This is a genomic window from Haloferax sp. AS1 (assembly GCF_014530665.1).
GTDB lineage: Archaea > Halobacteriota > Halobacteria > Halobacteriales > Haloferacaceae > Haloferax > Haloferax volcanii.
In genome coordinates, this window is the sequence record NZ_SPSA01000003.1 from 433,222 (window position 1) to 458,153 (window position 24,932).

At 58.2% G+C, this 24,932-nt stretch carries 23 protein-coding genes; 11 read left to right on the plus strand and 12 right to left on the minus strand.

Going from position 1 to position 24,932, the window contains the following annotated elements; genetic code table 11:
* Positions 1–15: 15 nt before the first annotated feature.
* The 3 genes from E4P24_RS18815 to E4P24_RS18825 all read right to left on the minus strand — a co-directional run bounded on the left by E4P24_RS18815 (position 16) and on the right by E4P24_RS18825 (position 2,290).
* Positions 16–663 (minus strand): hypothetical protein, encoded by a 648-nt coding sequence (locus E4P24_RS18815; protein ID WP_206043011.1) that lies wholly within the window; start codon positions 661–663, stop codon positions 16–18.
* Positions 664–935: 272 nt separating this feature from the next.
* Positions 936–1,388: a helix-turn-helix domain-containing protein gene (locus E4P24_RS18820; RefSeq protein ID WP_004061567.1), complete on the minus strand. Its 453-nt coding sequence runs from the start codon at positions 1,386–1,388 to the stop codon at positions 936–938.
* Positions 1,389–1,480: 92 nt separating this feature from the next.
* Positions 1,481–2,290 (minus strand): hypothetical protein, encoded by an 810-nt coding sequence (locus E4P24_RS18825; RefSeq protein ID WP_115861556.1) that lies wholly within the window; start codon positions 2,288–2,290, stop codon positions 1,481–1,483.
* A 513-nt stretch (positions 2,291–2,803) separates the two neighbouring features.
* On the opposite strand from E4P24_RS18825, the gene E4P24_RS19120 reads away from it, so the two are divergent.
* The 7 genes from E4P24_RS19120 (at position 2,804) to E4P24_RS18860 (ending at position 10,737) form a co-directional block, all read left to right on the plus strand.
* Positions 2,804–3,250 carry a hypothetical protein gene (locus tag E4P24_RS19120; RefSeq protein ID WP_223174126.1) on the plus strand — a complete coding sequence of 149 codons (447 nt, stop codon included), beginning with the start codon at positions 2,804–2,806 and terminating at the stop codon, positions 3,248–3,250.
* Between the two features lie 559 nt (positions 3,251–3,809).
* Positions 3,810–5,456, plus strand: coding sequence for an ABC transporter substrate-binding protein (locus tag E4P24_RS18835; protein ID WP_223174127.1), 1,647 nt, complete (start codon positions 3,810–3,812; stop codon positions 5,454–5,456).
* A 4-nt stretch (positions 5,457–5,460) separates the two neighbouring features.
* Positions 5,461–6,459 (plus strand): ABC transporter permease, encoded by a 999-nt coding sequence (locus E4P24_RS18840; RefSeq protein WP_004061560.1) that lies wholly within the window; start codon positions 5,461–5,463, stop codon positions 6,457–6,459.
* Positions 6,456–9,080: an ATP-binding cassette domain-containing protein gene (locus E4P24_RS18845; RefSeq protein ID WP_188149034.1), complete on the plus strand. Its 2,625-nt coding sequence runs from the start codon at positions 6,456–6,458 to the stop codon at positions 9,078–9,080. Before E4P24_RS18840 ends, E4P24_RS18845 begins: the two co-directional genes overlap by 4 nt.
* Positions 9,081–9,093: 13 nt before the next feature.
* A complete protein-coding gene (locus E4P24_RS18850) occupies positions 9,094–9,837 on the plus strand; it encodes a phosphate starvation-inducible protein PhoH (RefSeq protein WP_188149035.1) in 744 nt (247 codons plus the stop codon).
* The gene (locus E4P24_RS18855; protein WP_188149036.1) at positions 9,834–10,436 is read left to right on the plus strand and encodes a hypothetical protein; all 603 of its coding nucleotides are present in this window, start codon (positions 9,834–9,836) and stop codon (positions 10,434–10,436) included. Before E4P24_RS18850 ends, E4P24_RS18855 begins: the two co-directional genes overlap by 4 nt.
* Positions 10,426–10,737: a hypothetical protein gene (locus tag E4P24_RS18860; protein ID WP_115803520.1), complete on the plus strand. Its 312-nt coding sequence runs from the start codon at positions 10,426–10,428 to the stop codon at positions 10,735–10,737. Before E4P24_RS18855 ends, E4P24_RS18860 begins: the two co-directional genes overlap by 11 nt.
* 91 nt (positions 10,738–10,828) lie before the next feature.
* On the opposite strand, the gene E4P24_RS18865 is transcribed toward E4P24_RS18860, so the two are convergent.
* Positions 10,829–11,941, minus strand: a complete 1,113-nt coding sequence (locus E4P24_RS18865) for a hypothetical protein (protein WP_188149037.1) — start codon at positions 11,939–11,941, stop codon at positions 10,829–10,831.
* Positions 11,934–13,256 carry a twin-arginine translocation signal domain-containing protein gene (locus E4P24_RS18870; protein WP_115803518.1) on the minus strand — a complete coding sequence of 441 codons (1,323 nt, stop codon included), beginning with the start codon at positions 13,254–13,256 and terminating at the stop codon, positions 11,934–11,936. Before E4P24_RS18870 ends, E4P24_RS18865 begins: the two co-directional genes overlap by 8 nt.
* A 532-nt stretch (positions 13,257–13,788) precedes the next feature.
* On the opposite strand from E4P24_RS18870, the gene E4P24_RS18875 reads away from it, so the two are divergent.
* From E4P24_RS18875 to E4P24_RS18885, 3 genes are all read left to right on the plus strand, one after another.
* The gene (locus tag E4P24_RS18875; protein ID WP_188149038.1) at positions 13,789–14,241 is read left to right on the plus strand and encodes a hypothetical protein; all 453 of its coding nucleotides are present in this window, start codon (positions 13,789–13,791) and stop codon (positions 14,239–14,241) included.
* A 16-nt stretch (positions 14,242–14,257) separates the two neighbouring features.
* Complete coding sequence (locus E4P24_RS18880; protein ID WP_188149059.1) at positions 14,258–14,611, plus strand: hypothetical protein; 354 nt, start codon at positions 14,258–14,260, stop codon at positions 14,609–14,611.
* 375 nt (positions 14,612–14,986) lie between these two features.
* Positions 14,987–15,811 (plus strand): IS5-like element ISHvo1 family transposase, encoded by an 825-nt coding sequence (locus tag E4P24_RS18885; protein WP_188149039.1) that lies wholly within the window; start codon positions 14,987–14,989, stop codon positions 15,809–15,811.
* Positions 15,812–15,936: 125 nt separating this feature from the next.
* Here the strand turns inward: E4P24_RS18885 and E4P24_RS18890 are convergent, their stop codons facing one another.
* The gene (locus E4P24_RS18890; RefSeq protein WP_188149040.1) at positions 15,937–16,464 is read right to left on the minus strand and encodes a hypothetical protein; all 528 of its coding nucleotides are present in this window, start codon (positions 16,462–16,464) and stop codon (positions 15,937–15,939) included.
* 294 nt (positions 16,465–16,758) lie between these two features.
* Here E4P24_RS18890 and E4P24_RS18895 point away from each other — a divergent pair, with 294 nt between their 5' ends.
* Positions 16,759–17,415, plus strand: coding sequence for a hypothetical protein (locus E4P24_RS18895; protein WP_188149041.1), 657 nt, complete (start codon positions 16,759–16,761; stop codon positions 17,413–17,415).
* 12 nt (positions 17,416–17,427) lie between these two features.
* Here E4P24_RS18895 and E4P24_RS18900 read toward each other — a convergent pair whose 3' ends face one another.
* From E4P24_RS18900 to E4P24_RS18925, 6 genes are all read right to left on the minus strand, one after another.
* The gene (locus tag E4P24_RS18900) at positions 17,428–18,705 is read right to left on the minus strand and encodes a hypothetical protein (RefSeq protein WP_188149042.1); all 1,278 of its coding nucleotides are present in this window, start codon (positions 18,703–18,705) and stop codon (positions 17,428–17,430) included.
* Positions 18,706–19,084: 379 nt separating this feature from the next.
* Positions 19,085–19,591 (minus strand): type II toxin-antitoxin system antitoxin SocA domain-containing protein, encoded by a 507-nt coding sequence (locus E4P24_RS18905; protein WP_188149043.1) that lies wholly within the window; start codon positions 19,589–19,591, stop codon positions 19,085–19,087.
* A gap of 444 nt (positions 19,592–20,035) precedes the next feature.
* On the minus strand, positions 20,036–22,321 hold the full coding sequence (locus E4P24_RS18910) for a DEAD/DEAH box helicase (protein WP_188149044.1): 2,286 nt from the start codon (positions 22,319–22,321) through the stop codon (positions 20,036–20,038).
* Positions 22,322–22,355: 34 nt separating this feature from the next.
* Positions 22,356–23,105: a hypothetical protein gene (locus E4P24_RS18915; RefSeq protein ID WP_188149045.1), complete on the minus strand. Its 750-nt coding sequence runs from the start codon at positions 23,103–23,105 to the stop codon at positions 22,356–22,358.
* A 267-nt stretch (positions 23,106–23,372) separates the two neighbouring features.
* Positions 23,373–23,732, minus strand: a complete 360-nt coding sequence (locus E4P24_RS18920) for a hypothetical protein (RefSeq protein WP_345776382.1) — start codon at positions 23,730–23,732, stop codon at positions 23,373–23,375.
* Between the two features lie 85 nt (positions 23,733–23,817).
* A complete protein-coding gene (locus E4P24_RS18925; RefSeq protein ID WP_188149047.1) occupies positions 23,818–24,333 on the minus strand; it encodes a hypothetical protein in 516 nt (171 codons plus the stop codon).
* Between the last annotated feature and the right edge of the window lie 599 nt (positions 24,334–24,932).

The following is a 24,932-nucleotide window of genomic DNA, read 5'->3' on the forward strand; positions in this document are numbered from 1 at the left end:
CTTGATGGCCGTTCGTTAGGTCGGTCGTAGCGTAGATGACGACACGATACCTTGGACGTAGATGTGCGCGTAGGCGCTCGCCCACACGATCGAGAGGAGCTCACTGACACTCGATGAGATGACGCTCAAAACGGGGTTTAACGAGGCTAGACTCGTCCCAATCTCGGGGAGATATGTCGGGAGAAAGAGGCTGACTGCACTTCCGATCACCATCACCCCGATAAGCACGAATCTGCCTCGGTAGTTCGTCGTGATGCGCCAACTCATGCGGAATGATCTAAGCGGGCCGTACTGGCCGATGACACACGCCTCGAGTGCGAACCAGAACTTGTACAGGAGAAACAGAAACGGCACGACAAAGGCGATTCCACCCACCGCTGCGGCGACGGGGAAACTGATCGTCTCTCCCGGTATGACCGGGAGCACACCGACGATAAGGAAGAGTGGTAGTGCTAAGAAGAACGGAACCGTCATCACCAAGAATACGGTGAGAATGACGACTCCGACTAGTGATGGCGTCCGAGCGAGGCTTCGATGTAACCCCTCACGTCTCGTGACGGGCTCGCCGGTCAGTTCACCGGCGACGATCGTTCCTACGTAGGCACGGATCAAGATGATGAACGCAAACGCCGTCAGAGTCTCAACCACGGCGATTGCGGGCATCGGAAGCGCGTCGATACCGTCCGTTTCGAGAAGCCGTCTAGCAAAAATGATCACACCCGCGAAAACGACGATTGACGGATAGGACCGAAACAGGCGAACGGACCAGACTAACGAATCGAGAACGCTTCGACGAGTTGCAGGGGTCTTGATATTGCGGCAATCAAGACACCCACAGCCATCGACATCGTCTCGGGCCTTGATCGTCGGTGCCGCGTCATCCGCGGTTGGGTCGCCGGCAGTAGAAGCTCGGACCGGTGTGTCGGTATGTTTACTCATTCGGCAGTAACGAACCGGGAGATGCATTCGCCGGCGGCAAGCAGGATCGACGGTGGACCAAGCAGTGAGGCGAAGGATTTGAACGCGCGTTTGAGACTCGGCCGATCGTCCTCGGTGCCGAGAAAGAGCAGTGTCGGGTCTTCAGAAACGACGTAGACGCTCATCTCCCGGCCTTTCTCCGAATAGCAGGTGTCCGCAACTTTGATTACGCCGGCCGATTCGAGATGCTCCAAGTGGTAATGGACGTTCTGCACGCTCTGGTCGAGCTGAGTAGCGATCCGTGACGGTGTCGCCGGCGTTTCGTTGAGCAGTCGAAAAATCTCGTAGGCGGTCTCGGAAGACAGTGCTTCGATCACGTCTCGCGTCCCGTCGTCGTCGAGACTCAGGACGGCCGGCGTATCGCTTCGTTCAACGGTCGCGTCAGTTCGTGTCGGGAGGATCCGTGACATAGGGTTTGGTTAGTTTCTGCGGGCGGCGATTGCGGGGGTTTGATCTGTTCGGTGGCTGTTCGAAACTATCGTACGTAATTGTTGGTGGATGGTCATACTGAGTCCGGAGTCTCAGTTGAGGCAGCGATTAATCGCAGATAGTAGGCCGTGTACACCGTGTAGAAGTACGCGAAGCCGACCGCGGAAAGAGCGATTCCGATCGGGAGCAGGACAGCAATCGGAATCCCGAACTCGATCGGTAATGCGTCAGCTGGGCCAGCGTCTGTCATCGTCAACTGGACCAGGTATTCGGGAACAAAGAAGACGTTCAGCAGGACGAGCCACGTCGCGGAGAATCCAGTGACGCTTTTCAGGTTCGAGCGAACGAGCCCAACACTTCTCCGGAACGCAGCAGTGACACTCGCGTTTTCGATGACGATTGCCGTGTCGTAAAACTGCACGAACATAATGACACCAAGGATCGACACGAGCCAGACGAGCAGCGAGATGACGCCTGCTGCGAACGCAGCCATCTCGTGAATCGCGGTGAGCGCCATCGAACCGATACCGAGGATGAACCCGATGAGTCCAAATCCGACCGCGGTTCCAAACACGAGTAGCACGAACACCACCGTTGCAAGGAGCAGCCGAAAGTAATGAGTCCGGGCTACCGTGAAAAAGTGAGTGAGGGACGGGTCTGTGCCGTCGATCGCAGCTCGGGCAGTGCCGATGAACCCGCCGATAACGAACGGGAAGACGATCAGCCAGGCGAGCGACACGCTCACCGAGAGATACGGCGACTCGATGAGGTGGTCGACGTATTGCAGCTGGCTGCCTGCCCCGACGAACAGGCCAGCGATGAGCAGGACCGGATTCGCGCGGAGGGCGCTTACTCCATCTTTGAATGCGGAGGCAGTGACCATCGTATCTACGAGTTACCGCTGTGATATCTTAGGTCGAACGTAGTATCAAAATCGTATTTAACCATCTGGCCCCTTCTCCCGCCTGTTTCGTGGATACGACGCAGAGCACAGTTTCGATTTGAGCTATCGGGGTGTTGAAGCATCCCGCCCGGCGACAACTGCCGACTCGTGATACTACGTCAGTATCATCTATCGTTCGACCAGTTCCGTGAGAGAGAACCGTTCCGAACCCTATCGATGATCAGCAGACGCGACAAACGAGTGATCGATATACTCGACGGACAGTGTTGACGACACTCGGGACAGCGGGAGTCACGCACCAATTCGCGCCAGTTGAGCGACTCGTATTCATCGAAGAGACGGGTGAAGAATGCCGACGTGAGCACGGGGATGCGTGTATTGGTTGCTCTTTTCCAAGAATAAGCGCTCAGCTAAGCAGAGCCGCTGTTCAAAATCGGTTTTAAGTCTCCTGTATGCTTTTGAGTCATACGGGTGTTGGTCCAGTAGGTACCGATGTTCGACACGCTCGCTCTCGTGTTCGGGTCCGGACTCGTCGCTGCGGTACTGTGGAGCCCGATCCTACTCAGCAGCCGAATTCGTTCATTATTCCACGGACTCCCACCAGTACGCTCCACGGTCGCAAGCTATCTCCTCGTCGCTATTGCGCTGTCGGTCCCATTCGCGATCGGTACTGGCATTGTTTTCACGACAACGAGTACAGAGGGTGCCGCGCTCTCGAATGCACTGCTGGCTATGGCGTTCGTACTCACGATTGCATACATGGGTGTGCTGCCACTGACTTCGGTTATCGGCTTACCGCGGGTTGGCATTGATTGGGACCCAACCAACTACGGACTCGGCACGTGGTTGTTACTCGTCACCGCGGCACTCTGGTACGCTGCGGTCTTCGTCATCCCATTAGCGTTTTTCGCGTTTCTCCTCGCGCTCCCAACCGGATGAGAGACGAGAGAATTTCAATAAAAATAATGGTGATATCGGATTTCGAGATAGTCGCACACCGTAGTCAGCCGCCAACTGCTGGAACCCGTCCCGCTCCGGGAGTCGGCCGTCATCGACCTCGCCGTGCGTCTCAAGATAGCGCAGCACGCCCTCGAGACCAGTTGTGTTGACGCCGTGAGTGCAGCACAATCAAGCTGGCGAGCGACACAGAAATCATACTTAGTGTTCATCTGACCTCTGCCGTGTGAGCGCACCACGTTGTGTGAGCGACGTGGCAGTTAGCACGTCAGCAATTGCAAGCGCTCTGGGGGAGACATCTAATCTTCGAATATTGGAGACGGTCCTTACTCATCAACTCCCCCGACCCGCCTCCCTCGAATATATTGTATTATTGTTATTATCGTCGGTGAACGGACACCCATTGCTGTCACCACGCGCTCCGAACTAGACAGCCAATTGCCATTATCAGGTTCAATAGGCTGTTTAATCCTCGAATTCAGATACTTTTGGCTCACCTAAATCGGAAACTCTATATGATTTAGGCCGACCTAAACAAATGATGAAAAACAGGAACTTAACGCGGCGTACGACCCTGAAGACTGGAGCCACCGCGCTCGCGGGGCTCACGGGACTCGCCGGCTGTACCGGTGCTGCCGAGGACCTCGGCGGGGACGGCGAGTCGACGACGCTCCGCATTGCGACCGACGCCGACCCGAGCTCGCCGCTGAACATCTACGTGAGTAGCGGCAGCTCGTTCGACTGGCTGAAGGACCTCGTGTACGACCGCCTGCTCGCGCCGTCGCCGTACGTCGAAGACCCGATGCCGGGGCTGGCGACGGAGACGACGCAAGTCGACGAGACGACGTGGACCGCGACCGTTCGCCCGGACGCCACGTGGCACGACGGCGAACCGTTCACCGCCGACGACGTGGTGTTCACCTATCGCTACTTCCGCGACGCCGAGCCGAATCGCTACACGCACCACGTGAGCGACGCCCCCGAAATCGACGCCATCGAAGCGGTCGACGACGAGACGGTCCGGTTCGAGTGCGCGTACCCCGCACCGACGCTGGCGGACATCACGTTCGCGGACCTCCCCATCCTCCCGGCGCACATCTGGGAGAGCGTCGACGACCCCTACACGTACGCCGAGTACCCAGTCGGGACCGGTCCGTACGAACTGGTCGACTACGAGGCGGGCGAGCGGCTCCGATTCGTCGCCAACGACGACTACTTCGGCGGGGCACCGCTCGTCGACGAGCTTTTGGTCCCGATTATCAAGGACCACTCGACCATCTTCACGGCGTTGGAGACCGGCGAAGTCGACACGGCGAACGTCGAGATTCCGCCTGAGGCCATCGACCGGTTCGAGTCCTCGGAGTCGGTCGACGTCGTTCGAACCGATTGGCTCTCGCTCGTCGAAATCCGAATCAACTACGAGCGCGAGCCGTTCGACCAGCACGCGTTCCGCGGCGCGGTCTCGGACGCCATCGACCGGGAAGCGATTACGGAGACCGTCACGCTCGGGATGGCGCGCCCCGGCGTCGAGGGCTATCCGCACCCCGAATCGCCGTGGACGGCACCCGACCTGTCGACGCCGTACGACCCGGAGAGTGCTCGGGCGACGCTCGACGAACTCGGCTTCACCGACGACGACGGCGACGGCGTCCGCGAGACGGAGGCCGGCGACCCGCTGTCGTTCTCGCTGAAAGTCGCGTCGAACCAGCCCACGTGGATTCGCGCCGCCGAGATGGTCGCCGCCGACCTCCTCGAAGTGGGTATCGAGGTCGAGGTCAGGACGCTCGACCCCGGTTCGATTGGGAGCCTGTTCGGCTCCCGCGACTTCGATATGTACGTCAGCGACATCTCGCCGCACGGCGTCGCCGACCCCGACCAGTTCGTCATGTCCCACCGCTCGGGCTACCTCTGGCGGAACGACATCGACTACCCCGAGTGGGACGCCCTCTACGACGAGTGGCGGCAGACGACGACCGTCGAGGCCCGAAAGGAGGTGCTCTTCGAGATGCAGCGCCTGTTCAACAGCCAGCCCACGTCGCTCGTGTTGTGGTACCCCGAGCCGCGCTGGGGCTACGACCCCGAGGCGCACGACGCGTGGGGCGAGTCGCCCGGCTTCGGCATCCATCACAAGTGGTCGCTCCTCCCCGAAGACGAACGCGGCACGGCCGTGACCCGGTCGTTCGACTGAGCCCATGACCGCGCACTTCCGGGCGGTCGGACGCGGCGTCGTCGAGTACGGCGCGACGCTTCTCGCGGCGCTAACGGTCAATTTCGCGCTCCCGCACCTCGCGCCGGGCGACCCGCTTCGGTACGTCGTCGGGCAGGCGGTCGCCGACCTGTCGGCCGCCCAGCGACGGGAACTGCTGGCGACGTACGGCCTCGACCAGCCGCTTCATATCCAGTACGTGGACTACCTGCTCGGAATCGTGCGCGGCGACCTCGGCTCGTCGGTGATGTTCGGGCGGCCGGTCGCCGCCGTCATCCTCGAACACCTCCCCTCGACGCTCGTGCTCGTCGGTCTCACGCTCGTCGTGTCGACGCTGGTGGGGACGCTCCTCGGCGCGTGGAGCGCGTGGAACGAGGGGTCCGAGACGGACGCGGCGCTCCTGACCGCCCTCGTCGCCGCCAACTCGACGCCCGCGTTCTGGGTCGGTATGCTGTTCGTCTCGGTGTTCGCGTTCCGGCTCGGCTGGTTCCCCTCCTACGGCATCGCCTCGGTCGCGGGGACGACGGGGGTCTTCGACACGCTCGTCGACCGCGCGATGCATCTCGCGCTCCCGCTGGCCACGCTCACGCTCGCCCGGACCGGCGGCATCTACCTCGTCGCCCGCGGCTCCGTCCTCACGACGACGGACGCCGACTTCGTCCGGTTCGAGCGGGCGAAGGGACTCTCCGAGCGAGCGATTCTGTTCAGACACGCGCTCCCGAACGCCCTGCTGCCCATCTACACGCGCTTTACCCTTCAGTTGGGAACGCTCGTCGGCGGTGCCGTCGTCGTCGAGACCGTGTTCTCGTATCCCGGACTCGGGATGCTCGTCTACGACGCGGCGCTCGCCCGCGATTACCCGCTCTTGCAGGGCGCGTTCCTCGTCCTCACCGTGACGGTCATCGCCGCCAACGTCCTCGCCGACCTCACGTACCCGCTCGTCGACCCGCGAACGGGCGCGGCTGATGGGGGGGCCGGCGAGTGAGCACGGCCACCTCCCGACTCGGCGGCCTCGTCGCCGCGGCGAGCACCCTTTCGCGGCGCGACTGGCTCGTCTTCGTCGGCGCGGCCGGCGTGCTGTCTATCGGTGTTATCGCCGTGTTCGCACCGATACTCGCGCCGTACCCCGCGGATGTCGCCGTCGGCGACCCATTCGAAGCGCCGAGTTCGGCCCACCCGTTGGGGACGGACGACGCCGGACACGACCTCCTCTCGCTCCTCCTCGTCGGGGCGCGCGTGTCGCTTTTGGTCGGCCTGCTCGCCGGGTCGCTCGCGGTGCTCGCCGGGCTTTTGGTCGGCGTCACGGCGGGCGTCGTCGGCGGGCGGACCGAGACGGTGTTGATGCGCGTCGTCGACGTGGTGTTGACCCTCCCGTTTTTGCCGCTCGTTATCGTCGCCGCCGCGGTGCTCGGCCCGAGTCTGGCGACGACCGTGGGCGTCCTCGTCGCGGTGATGTGGGCGCGTCCCGCCCGAGAGCTTCGCTCGCAGGTGCTCTCGATTCGAGAGCGGACCTTCGTGCGGGCGTCGCGGTCGATGGGCGCTTCGCCGACCTACGTCGCTCGACATTACGTCGTTCCCGCGCTGTTGCCCATCGCGGTCGCCCAGTTCGCAAAGGCCGCGAGTTCGGCCATACTCCTCGAAGCGTCGCTGAGCTTCCTCGGCCTCGGCGACCCGACCGCCCCCTCGTGGGGGACGATACTGTTCTACGCCCAACAGCGGAGCGCCTTCCTCACCGACGCGTGGTCGTGGTGGGTGCTCCCGCCGGGCGTCGCCATCGGCGGAAGCGTGCTCTCGTTTACCTTTCTCGCGCTCGGTATCGAGCGGCGCACCGCGGGCGACCGGCGCGCCGCGACCGCCGTCGACGACGGCCCGGAACTCACCGTGATGCCGCCGGCCCCCGATTCGGCTCCGGTCCTCGACGTGACCGACCTCACCGTCGTCTACGGCGACGACGATACCGCCCCGACCGCGGTCGACGACGTGAACCTCTCGGTGGGCCGCGGGGAGACCCTCGGCGTCGTCGGCGAGTCGGGGAGCGGAAAGAGCAGTCTCGCGCTCGCGCTCCTCGCGCTTCTCGACCCGCCCGGACGTGTCGCCTCGGGGTCCGTGACGCTCCGGACCGACCGCATCGACGACGCGGGGGCCGCCCGGTCCCCGACGATGGCCGACTTCCGTGGAGACGCCGTCGCGTTCGTCCCGCAGGAGGCGATGAACGCGCTCGACCCGAGGCGGACGCTCCGCGAACAGGTCGTCGAGGCGGTGGTCGCCCACCGCGACTGCTCCCGCGAACGCGCCGAAGACGTGTTGACGGACGTGGGGTTAGACGCCGAGAGTCACGGGCGATACCCCCACGAACTGAGCGGCGGGATGCGTCAGCGGGGCGTCATCGCCGCCGCCCTCGCGAACGACCCGGACGTGCTCGTCGCCGACGAGCCGACGACCGGCCTCGACACGGTGACGACGATTCGACTGCTCGACCTGCTCGAATCGCTTCAGGCCCGACTCGGCTTCTCGCTGGTCATGGTCACCCACGACCTCTCGTCGGTCGCTCGCGTCGCCGACCGAATCGCCGTCGTTCGAGACGGCCGCGTCGTAGAGGTCGGTGAGACCGACAGACTCCACGAGTCGCCCGACCACCCGTACACGAACGAACTGCTCGGCGCGCGACCGACGCTCCCGTCCGATATCGGCGCATCGCGGGGTGCCTCCGGGGATTCCACTGCACCCACGGACTCGGGGTCCGCAGACACGGGCGACGCCCACCTCGAATACGACGGCGTTGCGAAGTCGTACGACGGCGACGCGGTGCTTCGGGGGGTACATCTCCGCGTCAGCCGCGGCGAATCGGTCGCGCTGGTCGGTGAGAGCGGTGCGGGAAAGAGCACGCTCGGCCGCATGGCCGCCGGACTCGTCACCCCCGACGAGGGGACCGTCGCCGTCGAGGGTCGGTCGGTCCCGTCGTGGGCCGCGACCGACCGCACGTCGCTCGGGCGGACGGTCCACTATCTGTTTCAGGACCCCTACGCCTCGCTGTCGCCGAACCGAACGGTCGGGTGCGCCGTTCGTGAGCCGCTCGACATCCACGACATCGGCGAGCCGGGCGACCGCGACGCCCGCGTGCTCGACGCGCTTTCCGACGTGGGCCTCGCGCCGGCCGAAGACTACGCGGGGCGGCGACCCACCGCGCTCTCCGGGGGCGAGCGGCAGCGCGTCGCCATCGCCCGCGCCGTCGTTCTCGAACCGGCGGTCCTCGTCGCCGACGAGCCCACCTCGATGCTGGACGCGCCGCTCCGCCGCGACCTCTTGGAACTGCTGTACGACCTCGTCGCGGCCCGAGACATCACGCTGCTTCACGTGACACACGACATCGCCGCCGCCAGCGAGTTCGCCGACCGGCTCGCCGTCCTCGCTGCCGGTCGCATCGTCGAGAGCGGCCCCCCAGCGACGCTTCTTTCGACGCCGTCCCACGAGGAGACGCGAACGCTCGTCGACGCGACGAGGGCGCTCCACGCCGGCAGGTCACCGACAGCGGCAGACGCGAACGCGGCTGACGATATCGCTGAGAACGCGCCCGCCGAGGGCGACGAACCGCACGCAGAACGATGACAACCGACTACCGATGACGACACACGACTCAACGCAACCGCGACCAGCGACGAACGGCGGCCAGACCGAGGCGACCGAGACGGCACCGCCGACCGGGGACGGGGCGTCACCCGTCGGGTTTCTCGACCCCGACGACTGCTTTACGCGCCCGTTCTGTCAGACCCCGTTCGTCCGCGAGCACCTCGTCCGAATCGACCAGTACGACCTGCTGGAGACCGAACTATCCCGCTTTGCGGGCGTGGTGATTTCCAGCCACGCCGACCAGGACTACCTCTACCGTCACCGCGACGTGATTCGGGAGTTCCTCGACGTGGGCGGCGTCGTCGTCTTCAGCGGCCACCTCGCAACTCGGTGGCTTCCCGGCGCGGAGCCGTTCGTTCCCCGAGACATCGAAGACCACGCGGACTACGTCGTGAGCGAAGTCACCCCACACCCGGTGTTCGACGGCGTCTCGATGGACGATTTGACCTACCAGCGCGGCGTCGCCGGCTTCTTCGCTCGCGGGCATAACCCGCCGCCGGCACACGCGACGGCGATTCTCGAACTCCCCGGTGGTGAGCCGGTCGTCTACGTCGACGACGAGACGACCGACGGGACGATTTTCGCCCACAGCGGAAACGACCTCATCGGGTTCGGTCGCCGGGAGACGAGCGCCGCCCGGGTGCCGCGGCAGCTCGTCTCGTGGATTCGAACCGAGTCGGATGTCGCCGTTGGCGGCAGTCCGGAACCGCTCCGAAACGGGGAGGACCGCCGATGACGCGCCTCGCCGCGCTTTACAGCGGGACCGCTCCACAGCGCCGGACGCTCTTGGACTCGGAGTACGCTCGGTACGTCGACGAAGTGGTTCACGTGCGCGACCTGTCGATGGTTGACCTCTCGGCGTTCGACCGACTCCTCGTCCCGTCGCGACTCCACCTCGGCGCGCTCCACGAGGGGCGCGACGCCATCTTCGACTTCCTCGATGGCGGCGGTGACGCGGCGGTGTTCGGCGGCCAGCCCGACCCGTGGCTCCCCGAACTGTCGTGGACTCACCGCCCGACGAACTTCTGGTGGTGGTTGAACGCCGACGGCGACAGCGGCCTTCGGTTCCCGCGCGACGACCACCCGTTCTTCGAGGCGGTCCCGCCCCGCGACTGCACGTGGCACTTCCACGGGGCGTTCGATGCGCCCGCGGACGCGGACGTGCTCGTGACCGACGTCGACGGCGACGCGGTCCTCTACCTCGACCGGGAGACGTGGACCGGCGACCTCGTCGCGACGACGCTCGACCCGACGTACCACTACGGGTCGTACTTCATGCCCGCGACCGACCGCTTCCTCGCGGGATTCCTCCCGTGGTTCCGCGATGAGTTCTAGAACCGACGCGACGGCCGCGCTCGTCGCCGTCGCCCTCGTCGTCTGTCTGCTCGGCGGCGGGGCGAGCGTCGGAAGCGCCCACCTCGACCACGACGATTCGACGCCGAGCGAACCGCTCGAACCCGACGAAGTTCCCCCGTGGTTCACCCCCGCCGTGGGCGGGCTGGGTCTCGCCGTCGGCGGCGCCGCGGTCGGTGCGGTCGTCTCCGGTCGGGCCTCGAAGCGGGTTGGCTGGGGCGGCGTGGTCGTCGCCGCCGCCCTCCTGTCGGTCGCCGGTGCGGCGGACCCCGCGTGGTTCTGACTCTGACATCGATCTTTTCGGCCCGTCGCGGTGAGCGGGCGCATCCGACGACGCCGCCCAGCTACCCCCGCCCGCCGCCCGGCGTTCGCGTTTACTCGGTGAGCGTCATCGTCATCGGCTCCATGTCGAGGAACGCCGTCTCGTACCCCTCGTGGCGAGCCGCCTGCGGCGGTGAGTCGACCGTGATGGTGAACTCGTCGCCCGCACTGAGTTCGGGAACGACGGCTCCGTAGTGATAGGCGAGGTCCGGGTCGAGCGTCGACTGGAGGTAGCCGTCGAAGACCGTCTCGCCGTCGCGTCGCAGTGTTCCCGACAGCGCCATCTGGGGGAGCATATACCGATTGTGTGGCGTCCGCGGGGAGACGGCGACGTACGTCTCGCCCGTCGTGCCGCCGAACGGCGTCGCGTCCGCGAGCGTCGTCACGACGAAGACGGCGTCACCGCTCGTCGCCGTTCCCCGGACCGTTCCCGGGAGGTCGCGTTCCGCCGGGACCTGCGTGCTCGGAAGCATCTCCATGGCCATCGGTTCGACGGCACCCGCTGTCCCCTCCTCGTCGGCGGGGATGTCCGACACCATAATCTCGTCGAGCGCCGACGCCGCAAACTCGAACTCGAAGGAAAACGAGACGTCACCGCCGCTGTCGGCGAGCGCCCCGGTCCGCCGAATCGACGGCGACCCGACACGCACGTCGATGTCGAAGACGCCCTCGCCGCCGAGCGCGACGTTGTCACCGAAGTGAAAGCCCATCGGCTGTGAGAGCATGGGCCACGGCGAGAGTTCCGCGACGGTCTCGCCGTCCCGTGTGAACGTCAGTTGCGGGTTGCGGTCCGGCGGAACGAGACCCGTCTCTGTGTGCCAGACGATGGGCATTACGTGCACGGTGTCCTCGGGCTTGACGGCGACGGTCGTCAGCCCATCGGGCTTGACTAACCAGAAGCGGTGTGGGTACGTGTACGCGAGTGCGCAGGTGTAGTCGCCGGCCGATTGCGTGCCGACCACGTCCATGCCTTCGAAGTGCGTCGGCAGATAGACCGCGTCCGGTCGGTCTTCGACGAGCGGCGGTTCGGCCGATGACGCCGTAGAGCCGCCGTTCGACTCGGTCCCCTCAGCGCCGGACCCCCCGGAACTGACACCGCCGAGACAGCCCGCGAGACCGCCGACAGAGAGTCCCCCGACCGTCCGGAAGAGGGTGCGTCTACGCACGAGGCTCCTCCCTCGCGGAGTCGTCCTCGCCCGTCGACCCGTCCGCGGGAGCCGCCGGCGGCAGCGCCCGTAGACGGCGCGGGGGTACGAGGAAGTTCCCCCGCCGTACGGTGCGAACGTACTGCAGAATGCCGTTGTTATTGCGCTGGCCGACGGACGACTTCTCGGCGAGGTCCGTCCCGTTCATTGCCTCTCGCGTCGTCACGAAGTCGGTGATTCCCCGCTGTACTGAGAGGAAGTGAAGCCCCGCGTGACCACCGTCGGTCGAGTCGAAGTCGCGTCTGAGGAGGAGGGGGCTGTCGTCCTCTCGCGCCCGGGCGACTTTCTGTGTGTGTCCGACGACGCCCGTCTCGCGGGCGGTGTCCGTCGCGTCGCCGCAGTCGCCGACGGCGCTGTCGGTTCCGAGGTTGTCGCCGACGCCTTCGATACGGTCGTTTTGGGCGTGGTACGGGCAGAACATCTTCGCTTCGCGCTGCCAGCGGTCGTCCTGCGTGTACCACTGGTCGAGATTGAGTCTCAGTCGTGAGATGTGTTGCGTCGTTCCGCCGGCGAACGGACCCGACCGGATGGTCACGCGGTCCTCGCTCGCTTGGTTCTTTTCGAACCCCGATTTGAACCCCATGAACAGCGGCGCGTCCTCGGGGACGCTGTCGGACGGTACGCCGTCGACGTCGGCGTTTTGCGCTGGCAGTCCCGTCCCGACGAACCCGGTTCGGCGGTCGACTACCTCGAACGCGTCGGTCAGGTTCGCCATCGGCTGGTCGACGCCGTTGAGCGTCGAACGCCCGTCGGTCAGCGCCGACTCGGCTCCGAGAACCACGTTCGCACGATTGCTAGCGAGATGGAGCACGGCGTCCGGTTCGTCGAATGCAGGGTCTTCGAAGGGGGATAGCGCCTCCGGTCGCGGAACGTCGACCGTGGCGGGAAGCGGGTCGTCGAACCGGTCGAAGTACGCCGGCGAGTAACCGACGGTCAGTAAGAGCCCGTCACCGCTTCGTTCGTAAGCGCGCTCGACCCCGCGAAGCGCTGTTTCGACGGCTTCTCTGTCCGCGTCAGTCGGACGGCCACTCGTCTGAAGATCTAAATAGAGGAGGAGATGGTGTCTCGGGGCGACAACGTTCCCATAGTCATCGCGTGGGAGAACACGGTTCCACGCGTGTTGCCGCGCCGGATGCGACGACAGGTCGTCGGGACCGCGCGGAACGTCAGTATCTTCTCGACTGAGACACGCGCTGAACGCCGCCGCGCCGCCCGCGGCCACGGCGGCTTTCAGGAACGCCCGCCGGTCGAGTTCGTCGCTCTCTGAATCGTCCATCGGCGGTACGCTATCCGCTGGACAGTCGTGACGGCTGTTCTCTTCATCTCTGTCCTCGTTTCGGACGTGTTCATTCCGGTGTGGTCGGTGGCAAGTGTCCCGCTCTGACATCACTTTTTGGTCGACCTAAAAGTGTATAAAACTGCTGAAACTGTGGGGTAACGAGAGCGATTCGATGGCTTCAACCATAGCTTACCTTAGCGATGTTGATTGTGTGGCGAACAGATACCGCCGGCTCAACTCACGAGAAGACAGTCTGTCTGTAGTGTGAACTGTGAACTAGTATAACTCCGTTCCATATCTCGAACACCGCAGTACGGATCTGACCAAGATACCAGATGTTGGTCGGTCTGGTGTAGCAGGTCTTGTTTTAACGAAATTCCGGTGTGAAGTGACCTCCAAACCTCCCAAGAACAACAGTATGTGTGAACCCCGCTGTCTCGTAGTGAGTTGTGTTTGTGTGCGCCGACGATGGGTGCCGGCGCAGGGGGTCGGACAGACTTCGACTCCTGAGTCGGCGAGGTGACGACGAATGCACCAGATAATCTACGCGCTCGTGACTGCATCGACAACAGACCAAGCCCTCTCGCGGACCGCCGACGTGTTCGACCAACATTATGTGACGGTCGATGACGACTCGACAACGGTCGCCGGTAGCGCCTGGTGGTGTGACCTCCCGGTTGCAGAACCTGTTGACTCAGAAGACGGCCAGGAACTCCTTGAGCGCGGGTGGCAGGTGACGACACGCGAGTTCGAGCGAAACCTCGAGCGTGTTCGCGAGGGCGTTGACGACCTCGACGCTGCGGCGATCATGCGCGATGAGGACCTCGTCAGGCATGCGTGCCACAATCTCGGGGCGTACCGTGGGCCGGTAGTGTACCTCTACGACGAGTTCGCTGACGGGGTTCGCCACCGCGAGCGGCTTGAGCAACTCGTCGGGTCGAACGACCATCTGTGGATCGTTCCCGCTGATGTTCATTACTGAGTCGATGTTGTGCCCAATGGTACTCCTGAGTGAGTCGTTTCCTGATCGTGGTATCGCTGTTCGAATCGTCGTCGACGACGCGGCTGACAGCTATCGTGTCGAGTACACGCCGCTGTCCGGTGGTGTGGTGACCGACGAGTGGACTGTGTTCGGTGGGGTGTCGGAGTGCAAACAGGCTTGTAGCTGCAACACGTGGGAGATTCTTAATGTCATGATCCCGAACTGGCAACTTCTTCTATCTGTAATTGCCATTGTGCTTGGTTATGCTGTCAGTGGGCTAATCCAGAATAATCGAAGAACTGACGTTGTATATCGGGTTTTACTCAGTGTAGGGACGCTCTCGGCAATATACGTACTTATAGCATATTGAAGCCCTGTAAACAATCGATATTGTGTTGAGAACTGTACTGGAATGTCCTCACACCTTCGCTCTGCAAATGACCGTCCGTGATTCTGGTTGTATAACGCGGTCTTTTCAGTGTGATTGATTCACACGCTCTTCTAATCGGGGCGTTTGACTCACCCAGTATGAAATAAGTGGCTCCGATTGCTAAATACACCTTCTATATTCCACACGCACTTTCTGTCAGGTTCAGAAAATTTCAACAGAGATACCAATCTGACTCTGTTGAAACTCTTCGGTATTGACACCGAAAAGGAACTACTCGGCTCTGGTGAATCACTAGACGGCGTCGGTTTCGACCGGTAGAATTTGGAAGATGAAGCGGGAAACCGTCGATGCTCTATGTCGAAAATCTCCCGCTTCACGAAGAAGGCGGTCACGTTGGCTAAAAATGTTGTTGGTGACCGAGGCGAAGTCGCCGCCCCCGCAGGGGGTGGCGGCTTCGCCGACTACGCTCTCGTATCGCTGCACTGTCTGCGGATTTACCTCGATGAGTCGTACCGCAACGCACTGGATCTGCTGAGCGAAATGCCGCATATTCTCGCCGAGATCGGCCTCGAAGAGGGCGATCTCCCTGATCACTCGACACTAGTTAAGGCATTTGATAGGTTTCAGATGAAGGCCTGGCGAGTGCTGCTGCGCCTGTCGGCGCAGCTGCACGACCCCTCGGGTCACGCCGCCATCGATGCCACCTCTTTTGACCGCGAAAACGCTAGCAAGCACTACTGCCGCCGCACGAATTACCACGTTCAGACACTCAAAGCGACGGCTCTCGTCGATACGCAAACGCAAGCTGTTCTCGACGTTCATTGTACGACCGAGAAAACCCACGACACACAACTCGGCTGGCAGGTCGCCTCCCGCAACGCAGGCGACCTGCACAGCCTCGCCGCTGACAAAGGCTACGACTGGATGCAGTTACGCGAAAAACTACGCGAGGAAGGCGTGAGACCGCTGATTAAACATCGTATCTTCCGGCCCATCGACCACGCGCATAACGCGCGAGTCGATGGGCCTCGATACCGCCAGAGATCGATGTGTGAGACTGTCTTCTCGTCGATCAAGCGCACGCACGGCGACGCCGTGCGAGCGCGAACGTGGTACCGTGAATTTCGTGAACTCGTTTTGAAATGTGTCGTTCACAATATCAAGCGTGCCGCAACATAGCCAAATCAACCGCTGTATGGCGATTCACCAGAGCCCTATCTAGTAATACAGCTTGGGGTCAACTTTGTAAAAATGAGGATATTGGTGGCGAGCCTGTTGATTTTCGAAGGGCTCTGAGGACTCCGCTAGAGCAGTTCGTCCTCTACCAGCTGGAGACCCTTCGAAGTGAGGCAGTACTCGTTGGGGTTGGATGCGACTCGGAGGACTCGATGGCCCACCGCGCTGTTGACTTGGTCGCAGACGAAGCCCCACTCGATGTAGCGGTCCTCCGGAAGGTTCATCGCGACTCCGTGACGGTCCGCGACTTGGGCGACGATATCGGCGATTTCGCTCGGGGTGACCGCAGTAACGCGATCCCCCGCCTCCTCGTCGGCTTCGGTGTCCAGGACGAAACTGTTCGTACCGCCCTGTTGAGTCTTTTCGAGGTAACCGTCTTCCTCGGCGATGTTGTTGAGGAGCCCAGTCGTCGTCTGGATGGTAGCTTCCTCTTCTCCGTCGTCTTCTTCGAGGTGTTTACCCACGTCGTTGTAGTAGAGGTGGGCGTTTAGCTGGCTACGAGCGAACTCTTTCTGACCCAGATCGTCCGCAATGATCTTGAGCAGCTTAGTTCGCTTCTCGGTCAGGTCGTCGGGAGTAGTGAGTGTCGTACTCATTGACTTACCTCCCCGGCGGTGACAACATTCAAGACTCCACCCACCCCAAAAGCAGGTGTAGGCAGCAGTCTCGGCTGTTGCCCGTCGGGCTTGTGCGTGCGAGATGACCCGGTGCCCAACCGTGTCCTGGCAGACTTGTGATGGGCGTACACGGGTCGGCCCGACCGAACTTCTGCGGCCGGTGTATCTCGCAGCTAGAACAATTTCCCACAGGGTAAAAAGCATTTTGCCGCTCACCGGGGTGAATATCTGGGAAAGGACTATTGGAATGGAGAATATAGTCCAGAACAGACTATGAGTGGGAGCCCGTTAGGCGCGGAACCAGAGGATAGAGATAGGGGAATATTGACTCCAGATGACAGGACGTACCTACGTGGTGAGAAAGAATACAGTAGCGAACAATCTGAGATTGACGCGCGATACAGAATTAGGAAGCGAATCAAAGACTCGATCTTGGACTTCAGTGTCATTCTCTCCAACCTCTCTCAAAAAGACCGAGAGCAAGTGTTTCGTTCGAACGCACCACAGCAGGATTCAGGCGGAGAAACTTCACTAAGCGACTTCGAAGAGTTCATCAAAAAGACCCGCTTTGTTAAAGGAATTGAAAACGCTATCGCGTTTTTGTATCTCGGGATCAGCGATTTAGATTGGGACTTTGAGGAAGTCGTAGAAGCCGGGGTTCGATCAGCAGAAGAAAAGCACGGAAAAGTTGTTGAGAACGTTTCTGTATCTATCCACATTGACTACTCCGAGCCTGATTTCGAGGAGCTGATGCTGAAGCTGGAGAGTGGCGAGGGGCTAACTAGAGATGAAATGAGTGCTCTCATACGTTCGAATGAATTCGAGATCGACCAGGCGACACTCGATCAATTTCTCAAACAATTCGAGGACGACATTTCGGAGGAAATCGAAGACGGGGATATCGAGATTCATTTCAACGACGAGGAGTGATTGTTCCGAACGTCATTTGGGAAGCGTTTCGAAACTAGCCACCTCCTCGTCAAGGACGCGTTCGACGAAGTGCTTGATTCCTGCCTTCCACATGTTCAAATGGTAAGGCTGAGCAGCAGTGTCTGAGTCGCCGAGGGAATCTCGGTATTTGCTATGGCTCTCTCCAAGATCGTGCAAAACGTCCTGAAGACCATTATCCTTCAGTTCTTCCGACTGCATCGCACGAGATGCAACGTAGTGGTGGCTTTGAGTATTCCGGTCGCCATCGAATTTGTAAATATCCTGCCATCCAGAGAGAAGACTATCACAGATCGAGCAATCACATAGTGGTTCACCGAATTTCTCACCCAATGTCTCTGTCTCTTGGAAGTTGAGGAACGTCTTCGTTGGGCGGTAGTAATACCGATTTAGTCCTCCACCTCCTCCACCATCAGCATTTTCCAGCTTCTCGTCTCTGGATTCCTGATATCCTGGACCGAATCCACTCCCAGTATTCCCTAAATAGGCTAGGGCGTGTTCTAAGTAGCTCCCGTAAAGTAAGTGAGGATCAATATCTTGCTGGGAAATTTCGTAGATGGTTTCGGCGACCGCAGCGTAGTGCATCACCCCACGCTCCCGCTTTTCAAGTGACGCTGGCCACAGGAAGACCTCATCTACGCCAATGTCGGAGACTAATTCAAGCAGCAAATTACGAGTCGAGCTATCCGAGAGGAACTCGTTGGTGACGAATAAACATGGCTTGATCGGTAGGTCGCAATAGTCCTTGGCTATCTCGATGATTCTACGGTTTGACTCAAGATCGTCAGGGGACTCGATTTTGACGTACCAGGGGATTACCGCCTTTGGCTTGAGGCTGTCAGCCCCAACGCCGTATCTCTCTAACTTCGATTGGCCAGAGTCAGTTATCAGGTCTACCTGTAGGTCACATTGTCGGTGAATCACCTTTCTGAGTTCCTCCGAATCCAAATCGCTGACTGTTAGGTTTCCCTTTCGGAGAAGGATGCTGGAAACGGGCTTTCCGTAGTAGTTGACAAGGAACTGGTCCCACTCCCTAAGGTCGCCAACTTCGTCTCGGAAGTTGTCTCCAATCCGGTAGGTCGGAAGACGTGGATCGACGTAGAAGTTTAGGTCGTACTTGCGATCCAGGTTATCGATAAGTCCGGCTATTTTCCTCGGGTCGTCAATAACGAAGTGGGCCGGGATCAGCAGTGAATCAACGTACTCGGCGGTTTCCTTGATGACGGTCGTCTCGCCATTGCTGTTGTAGCGGAGTGTGTTCTCGAACATCATCTATGACCTCTTCCCTGACCCGGACCTTCGCATGCTTACTGGGCTGGTTTTTATTCGGGGGTGATAAACATTTCACACGATTGCCAACAGCGAGTAGACCGATTTCCTTCTCTTCAATCCGAGAAATTAGATCTTCAGTGACTCTTTCCTCCCACACACAGAGATATGAGTAATCGACGAAGGAGCAATTTCGCTCTGCTTGAGCGATTCCTTTCCTGAAATCCTTCGTTTTGAGCTCTACAGCGAAAACCTCGCCATCACGAACGCCGAGTACGTCAATCGGAATAGAGAACAGATATGGTTCAGTAACGAACTCAATCTCGTTATTTTGGAGATACTCTCTAACGAACCCCAGCTGATACTTCTCGGGCCAATACATCTACTGACCCATGATTTCGTCTTTGATCTCTGATTCGGTCGTGTACTCCTCGTACTGCTGGTAGACGTATCGGAGCAAGTCCTCAAGGTCCATATCGACGTGCTCGCTGATTACCTCTGCAAACTGGCCCTCAAGATCGTCCTCCAGTTGGCGATTGACCTCCTTTGCGATTGTTCTCCCTCGGTCGGTCAGGACAAAGCGTTTGTTCGAGTGGCCTCGTGTGTCGTTCTCATCACGAAGGTGATCGGCTCTTTCGGCTTCTACCTCCCTGATTGCCCCCATGCTGATCAAGAGTTCTAATTCGTCGTAGATTTGTTCAGAGAACGGACCGTACTTGTACGGCTTGAACTCGATTTCTACGTTCTCGTAGACATCTTTGAACTCTGTCTCCTCCTGGAGGAGAAACAAGAGTTTCTGGAGTCGGGTGATTCCTTCAACCTCATCGGCGTAGTTGAACAGGAGAAAGGCTAAGTCCGTCTCCTCGTTGATTTCATCAATTTTGGCCATATCGAAGGGGATTCCTTATCAAGAGTGACTCGTTGGCCAAACTAAACCGTTACCCATCATCAGACAGTCTATCTTACGGGACTCACGGGGGATAATAGTAGATAGACGTCTCATGCTCTATTGAATCAACAAGGGGAAACAAATTCCCCCAACTCCGGTGTTACTTCTCTCCCTATAGACGAGTGGTTTCCTCAAGACCCATCAACCACAGTCAGTTCGGCAACTTGCCACGGAGTTGGGAGTCGACAAAGGAGTCGTCAGCCGTGACCTACAGAAGCTCAGCCGCTTGGATATCTTCGAGTTTGAGGATGATGGACGAAGTAAAGCTCCGCGTCTGAAACATCGGCACGTTGTTGTTGGACCGGTGGTATAAATCTGAAAGCAAACACACCCTTAAATGTGTATATCTACACCAAGAATAAATCTGGCAGTATTCAGTAAATACTAATCGAAGTACTCAGTGAGGTCTCCTTGGTGAACCTCATACTTTGGCACCGTCTCATCAATTGTGATTTCTCCCGTCATTTCTTTCGGACTTGGTGCGTCGAAGACGAACACGGGATTTTCTTGGGAAATTACATCGTCAACCTTGACAATTTCCTTAAGAAATGGTGAGGAAATGTCTCCGATTCCACAGATATGACACCACCCTTCTGAGCGAGTCAGCGCAACAAAAGCCTCGTTTCGAACCTGGACATAATTCTCCCGCCATGTGAGGCCACTTTCACTATGTGCCTCCTCCCAATTCGAAAATGCAATTTGTTCAGCACCAGCAACATAAACTGATGCTGCTTCATTACCCTTGGCACGGTCGGTACCTGCTACGGTAACGTGGCCCTCTTTCCAGAACTCGTCTCGACTCCCCTCAGTTGCTATCCGTGCAAGAGAGTCATTATTCAATTTCTGATCTGCGTGTGTGTTAATTGCGTTTACAATCCGCTTCGCTCGAACATTCCTTGCTGGACCGATTGAAGAGTCAGCATAGTCCTTCGGTCCAACACACACGACCATGATCTGTGTTGGATCCAAGTCTTCATCAACAATATCTCGGATGACATTCTCGGCAATCGTTTGGGCCTCGTCCGAGAGGTCATCATGGAAACTATATGTTAGTAGCTCACCAGGATCAACTCGGCTTTGGAGAGGATGCGGCGACAACTCTCGATTCCGAGATATTCGAATTTCACTACCTGTCTCTGCGAACGAACACCCATCTTGAACGGTATACCCGATTGAGTCCCAATCAGTCTTATCAGTGAGTGTGTGGACAACTCCCTCATCGCGATAGAGCCCCATACCAAGTGCATGCGCAGCCATAAGGATGTCACGAGGAGTTCGATATGATTGTCGCATCACGAAGCTCTTCCTTACCGGGCCTTCGTAGAAGCCACTAAGATCAACTGAGCGATTTTTCGCATCATCCTCTCCAAAAATCAACTTCGGACTGGGTGCCGATAGCTTATTTAGTGTTTGAGCCTCGTCATATGCCCATATCAATCTCTTAGGTTCACGGAGGGCTTCATAACACATCCGGTAGAACGCAGGTCCGAAATCTTGTGCTTCATCGATCAGAATCGCATCATACAACTCTGGGATGTCCTTATTTGAGTTTATCAAATCTGCACAGTGGCTATTGAGAGAGGGAAACCCGAGAGATTCATGCGTTATCCTATATGGTTTGACATTCATCTCCATCGCAATCTCACGATAGAGCCCTCGAGCCTGTTCATTTTCTGCAGTAAAATCCGGGTTTTTACCCCAAGCGTGAAGTATCTCAAGATTAGGTCCAGGATCTTCACCATTCGAAAAGTCTCGGTAGAACTCTGTAATCGTTTTGCCGATTGTTTGGTATAGGCTACGTGTATTGAAGGTGAAGGCAATCTTCCAGTCTTCTCGCTTGTAATGCATTACTGCAGCTTTTTTCGCCATGATTGTGGTTTTGCCAGAACCCGCAACTCCACGTATCTGCTGAGGGCCGGGGGGTATGTGGAGGCCAATCTGTTCTTGCACCTTATCTTGTTCGTGAAGCTCAAAACCTCGAGCAGCCGCACGATATTGAGATGAGCGTGTGTGCGAGAGTTGCTCCTCTCGAATCGGGTCACGCTCCGCAGAAAGAAGGTCTCCTTGGTTCATTCGCTTCCGAGCTTTCTTAAACATCTGATCAGGGATGGAGACATTACCTGCAGCATCTAGCAGGGCTTCTTTGAAGGGGCCGTTTTTGAGATCTTCCTCAAAGAGGATCTCTACATTCAGATCAGGATAATTAGAGTTGTCCCATTCTTCACGAGTAATCTCTGGTAAAGCGACAACACCGATGAGTGCACCATGCTGAGGGAAGTTCATGAGATCAGCAACCCCGGTGAGCTGGGACTGAACGTGAGCGAGTTGTTCCTGAACCTCGGGGACTGGGCGGTCGTATTCGTCGTTAATTTCCCAGTCTTCGTTAGTCACACGGCCGATTTCATCGATTCCATATCCTCGGCAGGTAATCACAACTAGCCCAATGTCGGCATGTAGAAGGACAATATCAGGAGAATTGTCAAATTCATTTCTTGCAGGTCGAAATGGGTAATTATAGTATGCGACAGCCCAATCTTGTTGGGTTAGTTGACGTGAAATTTTACCGACCTCCCACTGACTATCCCCTCGAAAACGCTTATCCATCCGTTCTATGACATAGAAATCAAGCGCGATTGGAGATGTTGCATCTCCTGACTTACTTTTACTCATGTATTATCAAAGAGTCAGTAGGACGATGATAAATCTATGCTGGGGTGGAAACCCGATAGCATTCTTCGAGAGTGAAATCGTCTAGGCCCTCTAAAGAGGTATAAAATGCCTCTTCGGAGAGAATTGAGGTTGAGTTGGGATTGCCAGCTTGGCCTGCAACATCAATATACATTGATACACGAATCCTTTCCACCTCTCCAGCAAGATTTGCGATGATATTACTGAACCTGCGAGATCGTTCACTCCCACTAAGACTAACAATATCAAAACACGCATCAGCTTCGAACTCTCCCGTGTCATTGCCATCTAAAGATTGTTTACCGTGTCCTGCACCGCTAGTACTGACTAAATCAACAGTTCCAGTTAGTGGAGAGTCATAGTCTGAAGACCCCTCGAACTCAATACGTGTTAGTAGTTGTAGTTCCGTTGCGGTTCCTGACCCCATATTTTCCACAGAGAGTTTCACAGTGTCTTCGTTAAATGAGGGGTCCCCAGTTGTGTTGATTTTTGGAACATATTGGAGCTCCATTAGATCAGATTGTGTTTCCATTATTTGAGCATGCTTTCCGAGAATTTCAGTTTGTTTTAGATATATCACCACAAGAAAAACAGACACCATCGCTGAGACTCCAGCACCAAAGGCACTTACTGCAGAGATTGCTTGTGTGTCAAACATCGTGTAGGCGGCCCCGAAAAGAATGTAAATTACGGCAACTGTGAAGGCAGCAATCAGGCCCCAAGGGGCTAAATCAGCAGGATCCAACAGGTTGTCATCATCACTCATGGCAGTTCGTCCTGATTATCCGACATACGAGATATGAATATTGTGCTTCGGAGATACGTTACTGGAGATAAATTGTACCAGTTCACGATAGTCATCATTATATTTAGATGAAGGGGACAACCATCCATTTAAAAGTCCCTGTTGAAATCCTTCAGTGTTGACATTGAGGAGAGCCACTCTTCCCACCGGATTCCGCAGACCCGATGCGGAACTAGCTTCTTAGCAAATCGCAAGACTGCAAGAGGGTTACAACAGAGCCAACTCTCCCTATTCCATCGCGAGTTCCGGAAGCCGTTCCTGAAACAACCTATCTAAAATCGCCCACAGAATCTCCGTCGGAATCTGCTTCTCGAACTGAACTGCCTCGTGTTTGGACTCTCCTTCATCTGGCAGATAGTACTGGAAGTGAACTGCCCCGAGTTCGGGATGGTCGTCGTCACGATGCCACCCACAATTGAACCCTGTATTCGGGTCTGCGTAATGTACCCGAAACTGCGACTCGTCTCCGACGAACCGCCACTCGACGTCGAGCGTTGGAGCCTCTGGCCCAGTCGTCGGCACGACTCGGTTGGGGTCAATCTCTGCTTGGATGAACTTCTTGACGATGCTGTCCGGTTCGTAGGCCACCGACGTGACCGCGGGGTGCCGCTGCAAAACGTCCTTTAGCCCTTCGTAGACCGAACTGTCGATAGTTCCTGATAACCCCATTTGGTCACGCGGAGATGGAGTCTCGTTTAGTCGCCCAGTCGTACTCGTTGAGCGCCGCTCGAACGACTGGGATGCGGTCGGAGAGATGCTCCCACTCGCTGGCAACTTCTCGCCGCGTCTCGACTTCGTCGGCGTCGTCGAGGTCTGCGATACTCGCTCGAAGTTCGCCAGGTGTCTCGACATCGTACGACTGCTTCCAGTCTGTGATCTTGCTGCGCATCGAGTCGAGAGCACTCGTCAACTCCTCGCGGCTGTGTTCTCGCTGGAGTGACGCGACCTCGCGGTAGGTCGCCATGAGTTGGTCGACGCAGTAGAGGGTCTGGTCGCCCTGCTCTATCTTCCGGAGGACGTTGTCCTCGACGAGTTGGTCGAGGTACTTCTGGGCGGTCTTGACGGAGACTTCTGTCTCGTTCGCGACCCACGACGCAGTTCGAGGCGTTCGGAGCGTCCGAGCAGCGGCACGGATTCGCTCACCTCGGGTCATCGAAGCGCGAGGGTCGTTCCGGGGTTCGTCGGGCATACTCGATTCTACGAGGTAGTAGAACATATATCCACTAGATTGGAAATATGTGTAGTTGGACAACAGACCACGCTAACTAAACTTTGATATTCCCAGACAGTCAACATAACTAACAGTTGAACAAAATGGCACTCAACCGACATAAACTCATCCAATTCACAAAACTCGGTGCTGTCATACTATTATTAGTTGGAATTGGTGCGTGCATCCTCCATTATCAACCGGTGGGTGATAATCAATATTTCTAATTACAACATTGATTGCAGTTTCGCCTGTCGTAATATTTGAAATTTGGAATGAGATGAAATCACCATATGTCGTCGTTTCAGATATCCACGTTGTTGATTTCCCTAACGTGGTATTCGATTATGACAATGAAGAAGCGCAAGTATTCAACAACGGAATTTGTGTTAGAGTGCACGTTAAGAACATTGGATTTGAAACTGCGAAAGAGTGTACCTGTGAAGTCAAAGAAGAACTCTCAAATGAGAAATTTCCTGCTCGTTGGTCTATTGGAGGGATGGCACTGTCTAGTTAAGCCAGTTTGAGGAACGAGCAGGTCGTTGAGTTAGTTGGTCAAGATGCTCGCAGACCTGCTC